This is a genomic window from Desulfobacula sp., from assembly GCF_021107415.1.
Genome location: NZ_JAIOSW010000108.1, coordinates 1 through 3,583 on the forward strand (window position 1 = coordinate 1; position 3,583 = coordinate 3,583).

6 protein-coding genes are annotated in these 3,583 nt (G+C 37.3%); 4 read left to right on the forward strand and 2 right to left on the reverse strand.

The window, feature by feature from the left end; all coding sequences use genetic code 11:
• Positions 1–42: 42 nt before the first annotated feature.
• Positions 43–861, reverse strand: a complete 819-nt coding sequence (locus tag K8S13_RS05620) for a type II TA system antitoxin MqsA family protein (protein WP_291461083.1) — start codon at positions 859–861, stop codon at positions 43–45.
• Between the two features lie 313 nt (positions 862–1,174).
• Here K8S13_RS05620 and K8S13_RS05625 point away from each other — a divergent pair, with 313 nt between their 5' ends.
• On the forward strand, positions 1,175–1,360 hold the full coding sequence (locus K8S13_RS05625) for a hypothetical protein (protein WP_291461085.1): 186 nt from the start codon (positions 1,175–1,177) through the stop codon (positions 1,358–1,360).
• A gap of 16 nt (positions 1,361–1,376) precedes the next feature.
• On the forward strand, positions 1,377–1,745 hold the full coding sequence (locus K8S13_RS05630; protein ID WP_291461087.1) for a translation initiation factor Sui1: 369 nt from the start codon (positions 1,377–1,379) through the stop codon (positions 1,743–1,745).
• A 15-nt stretch (positions 1,746–1,760) separates the two neighbouring features.
• On the opposite strand, the gene K8S13_RS05635 is transcribed toward K8S13_RS05630, so the two are convergent.
• Complete coding sequence (locus K8S13_RS05635) at positions 1,761–2,213, reverse strand: hypothetical protein (RefSeq protein WP_291461089.1); 453 nt, start codon at positions 2,211–2,213, stop codon at positions 1,761–1,763.
• A gap of 126 nt (positions 2,214–2,339) precedes the next feature.
• Here K8S13_RS05635 and K8S13_RS05640 point away from each other — a divergent pair, with 126 nt between their 5' ends.
• Together K8S13_RS05640 and K8S13_RS05645 are read left to right on the forward strand one after the other, a co-directional pair.
• The gene (locus tag K8S13_RS05640) at positions 2,340–2,792 is read left to right on the forward strand and encodes a YaiI/YqxD family protein (protein ID WP_291461091.1); all 453 of its coding nucleotides are present in this window, start codon (positions 2,340–2,342) and stop codon (positions 2,790–2,792) included.
• A gap of 5 nt (positions 2,793–2,797) precedes the next feature.
• On the forward strand, positions 2,798–3,271 hold the full coding sequence (locus K8S13_RS05645) for a ribonuclease HI (RefSeq protein WP_291461093.1): 474 nt from the start codon (positions 2,798–2,800) through the stop codon (positions 3,269–3,271).
• Positions 3,272–3,583 lie beyond the last annotated feature (312 nt).

Genomic DNA, 3,583 nt, shown 5'->3' on the forward strand with positions numbered 1-3,583 from the left:
AACTGTTTTTCAAATTGATTTTATGCGGATTTGCTGACCCTTTTAATTGATTTTTGCATTAAGCTTTTCTGCCCAAGAATATAAAATCAGTTCTCCGTTATTGGTTTCCAACCAGGCAGGCTCTTTGTGGGAAGCATCAAACGCCATGTGATCTTCAGGAAAATGTTTAGCAATTCTATTAATAATACTTAATTCGGAATCTGATAAGTCTTCTGCTTTTGAAATATCTGCATTTCGAATTTCATCTAGAAGATCTCTGTAATTATTTAATTGAGGCCCCCAGGGTAGATGTGCATATGTTGCCCCGGTCATGCTTCTGCCAAGTTCCTTTTTTGCCAGCATATCTGCATACCACAGATATTTGGCAGCAAACAGCATCTTATCATTTTCTATTAAAATGGCTCTGCCAAGCGCTGTCTGAAATGCCGTCAGAACTAATAAAATTCGAGGTATGGAAAAATCCCGATTACCAGTAATATTATTTTCTTGGAATTCTCCCATTAAATGGGACCGTAATGTTTTATCAGCAGACTGTGTTTGTATGGCACCGGTTTCCCATCTTTTGATCGACGCAAGGCCAAAACCGGTTACAAGAGACAAATTAGCCTGAGTCATCCCTTTTTCTTTACGCAATTGTTTTATTTGTGTGCTGGTCAAGAGGCCGGTCTGTTCTCTATAGCCTTCTGATATTGCCAACTGAATCTTGCCTGCCGACTGAACAGTTCCGGCTGCTAGCCCGCAAACAGGGCATACAAATACCTCTTCAACAATATCAACCTCAATCCCCTTAAAAGGTATGGTTTTTTCTATTTTTTTTTCTTCCATGGCACCGTGGCCCTTGGGGCAATTCATTTCACTCATGGCACCTCCTTATTTTTTTCTATCTTTATGCAAAGAAACCAACCATAGTTCCTTTTCAGTAAGGGAAAACTTATAATAAACCGGAGCCGAAAAACGATCAATTTTAACCACAAAAGCAAACAGATCCAAACCCGAGATTTCATCTTCATAAGATCGTTTGGGTGGTCGGCTCCCCTTAACTGATTGTTCAACTCTTTATGTGTTGGTCTTATCATAGTTTGGTATCAATTGATACTTTTGTCAAGTTATTTTTTATATTTTTTCATACTCTAAAAGTTGTATTTTTGAATATATTGAAGTATTTTATCTGGAGTTGCTGAACTTATATCTTCCAAAGATGGCAACTTCCGAGGATATCGAAGCATGGATCCTGGATGATGTCGACTTTTCCGAGTTCAAAAGCCCCATGCAGGCAATGGGAAATGTTATGAAGCATTTTGGAAAACTTGCAGATGGCAACCAGGTAAAAGCAATCCTCCAGAAAATGAGGTGTTCCTGAAAGGAGATGTTTAAAAATGAAAGATAGAGACCCTAACAGCAAACTTGTTTATTCCACAGAGCTCGGTAAAATATGCTCTTCCTGCGGAAAACAATCTGCTGAATGTATCTGCAAAAAAAAGAGGAAATACACTATTCCCAAAGGTGACGGGAAAATTCGCGTGGAAAAATCTACCAAGGGAAGAAAAGGAAAAGGTGTTTCTCTAATCAGTGGCCTTCCTCTTAAAGGCCCATCTTTAAAAGAGCTTGCCAAAAAACTCAAACAAAAATGCGGCACCGGCGGTACGGTAAAAAATGGTGTAATCGAGATTCAAGGGGATCACCGGGATTTTTTGGTAGAACACCTAAATACACTTGGATATAAAACTGTCAAAGCTGGAGGATAGTCTCCAATTATTCATTTAATCGAGGGAACCTGCTAATTTTTTAATTCTATCAGAGATGTTCAGAACAGTTATTTTTCTATTATCTATCCACCATTTGGCTTCTGTTTTTTCCTGCCATTCCTGTAAAAATAAATTAAATGCCAGATCTGATATTTCTTTTTCTTTATCACTCTTAAATACAAGACTTTTTTTCAAAAAGCTTACTTTGTTGATCAGTTCAGCCCTGATTTTTTCAGCCCAGGAAACTCTTTTTGGGGTACCAATGAGTGCGGGAAAGCCTATCTCGGCATGAGATTTTGCCAATTTGGATGTCTGTTTTTCAAAATACTCGGTTTTGCATGTTTCGCAATACCAGTCTTTTTTATCCACAAGCCATAAATTTTTCTCATGGCTTTCAAAAAGCTGAGTTTTAAATTTTTTATAGCAGGTCTTACACCTGACTTCATAATCGTAAATTTCTTTTGTCATTATAATTAGGCCCCAAATTCTAATATTTGTTTTTAAAGGTTTGTTCTCCTGATTCAAACCGAGTTACACTACATGAAAATTAGGAATTTGTAAAATAAGATATCAACTTATCCAAAGGGGTATGAAATGAAAATATGGGTAGATGCAGATGCATGCCCTGTGGTGATTAAAAATATTTTATATAAAGCAGCCCAGCGTGCGAGGCTGCAATTAACACTTGTTGCAAATCAACCCATGCATATCCCACGGTTAAAGTGGATCAAACTATTGCAGGTCGCACCTGGCTTTGACGTTGCTGACAATGAGATTGTGAAAAGACTTAAGCTGGGAGACCTTGTCATTACAAGTGATATTCCTTTGGCAGCCCAGGTATTAGAAAAGGGAGGTCATGCGCTCAGCCCTCGTGGCGAATTATATTCTTCAGACAATATCAGAGAACGTCTGAACATTAGAGATTTCAAGGACACCTTGCGGGCAAGTGGAATTGATACCGGTGGCCCGCCAGCATTAAACCAAAAGAATCGAAATGCTTTTGCAGGTCATCTGGACAAACTAATATCCAAGCATAAAAGAACTTAATTTCAATGACGGCCTTAAAACTATTTACAGATGCAAGTGTAAATCCCCAGTCAAAGATTGGATATGGGGCTTATTTGTTTATACCACCCGAACTGCTATCTTTTGAATCATTAAAAATGCGTGTAAAAGTAAAAAGATTTGATCAGACAAGTTCAACTAAACTGGAATTGCAGACCTTGCTCTGGGCATTAACCAGTATTCAAAGTTTGGGTAAAAAAGTAGTGGTTTATACGGATTCTCAAAATATCATAGGGCTTTTTGGAAGGCGTTCCCGGTTTGAGCTGAATAATTATCGTTCCAAAAACAATAAGCGTATTAAAAATTACAAACTATATCAGGAATTTTTTAAAATAGTAGATCAATTAGACTGCGAATTTGTAAAAGTACGTGGTCATAAGAAATCCCATCAAAAAGATGAGTTAGATAAACTATTCACACTCGTAGATAGAGCCTCAAGAAAAGCCTTGAGGCATCACTGATCCTTCCCCAAAATGTAGACAAGGTTAAGCGAGATTTTGACCATGTGGTTTGCCAAAATACGGTCATACTACAATATCAACACGATACAGCTTTTTCAAAATTTATTGTAAATACCAAATTAACCTGATATTCAGATGTGCTTCTTGTGGAAAATTAATATAGGAGCACATTATGTATCGAGCATTAATCCGGTTGTTGGCTTTTCAGTTTGAAATAATTCAAATTCTGTTCAAATCAAAAGATGACCTTGTTTTAGAAACTATAGAACTTCGGCAGCAATTAGCAACTTACCAAACAAAAAAAGAAAATCC

Coding starts and splice junctions, on each gene's coding strand:
- K8S13_RS05620 (WP_291461083.1), bottom strand. CDS start 861: ATGAGTGAAATGAATTGCCCCAAGGGCCACGGTGCCATGGAAGAAAAA.
- K8S13_RS05630 (WP_291461087.1), top strand. CDS start 1,377: ATGAAAGATAGAGACCCTAACAGCAAACTTGTTTATTCCACAGAGCTC.
- K8S13_RS05635 (WP_291461089.1), bottom strand. CDS start 2,213: ATGACAAAAGAAATTTACGATTATGAAGTCAGGTGTAAGACCTGCTAT.
- K8S13_RS05640 (WP_291461091.1), top strand. CDS start 2,340: ATGAAAATATGGGTAGATGCAGATGCATGCCCTGTGGTGATTAAAAAT.
- K8S13_RS05645 (WP_291461093.1), top strand. CDS start 2,798: ATGACGGCCTTAAAACTATTTACAGATGCAAGTGTAAATCCCCAGTCA.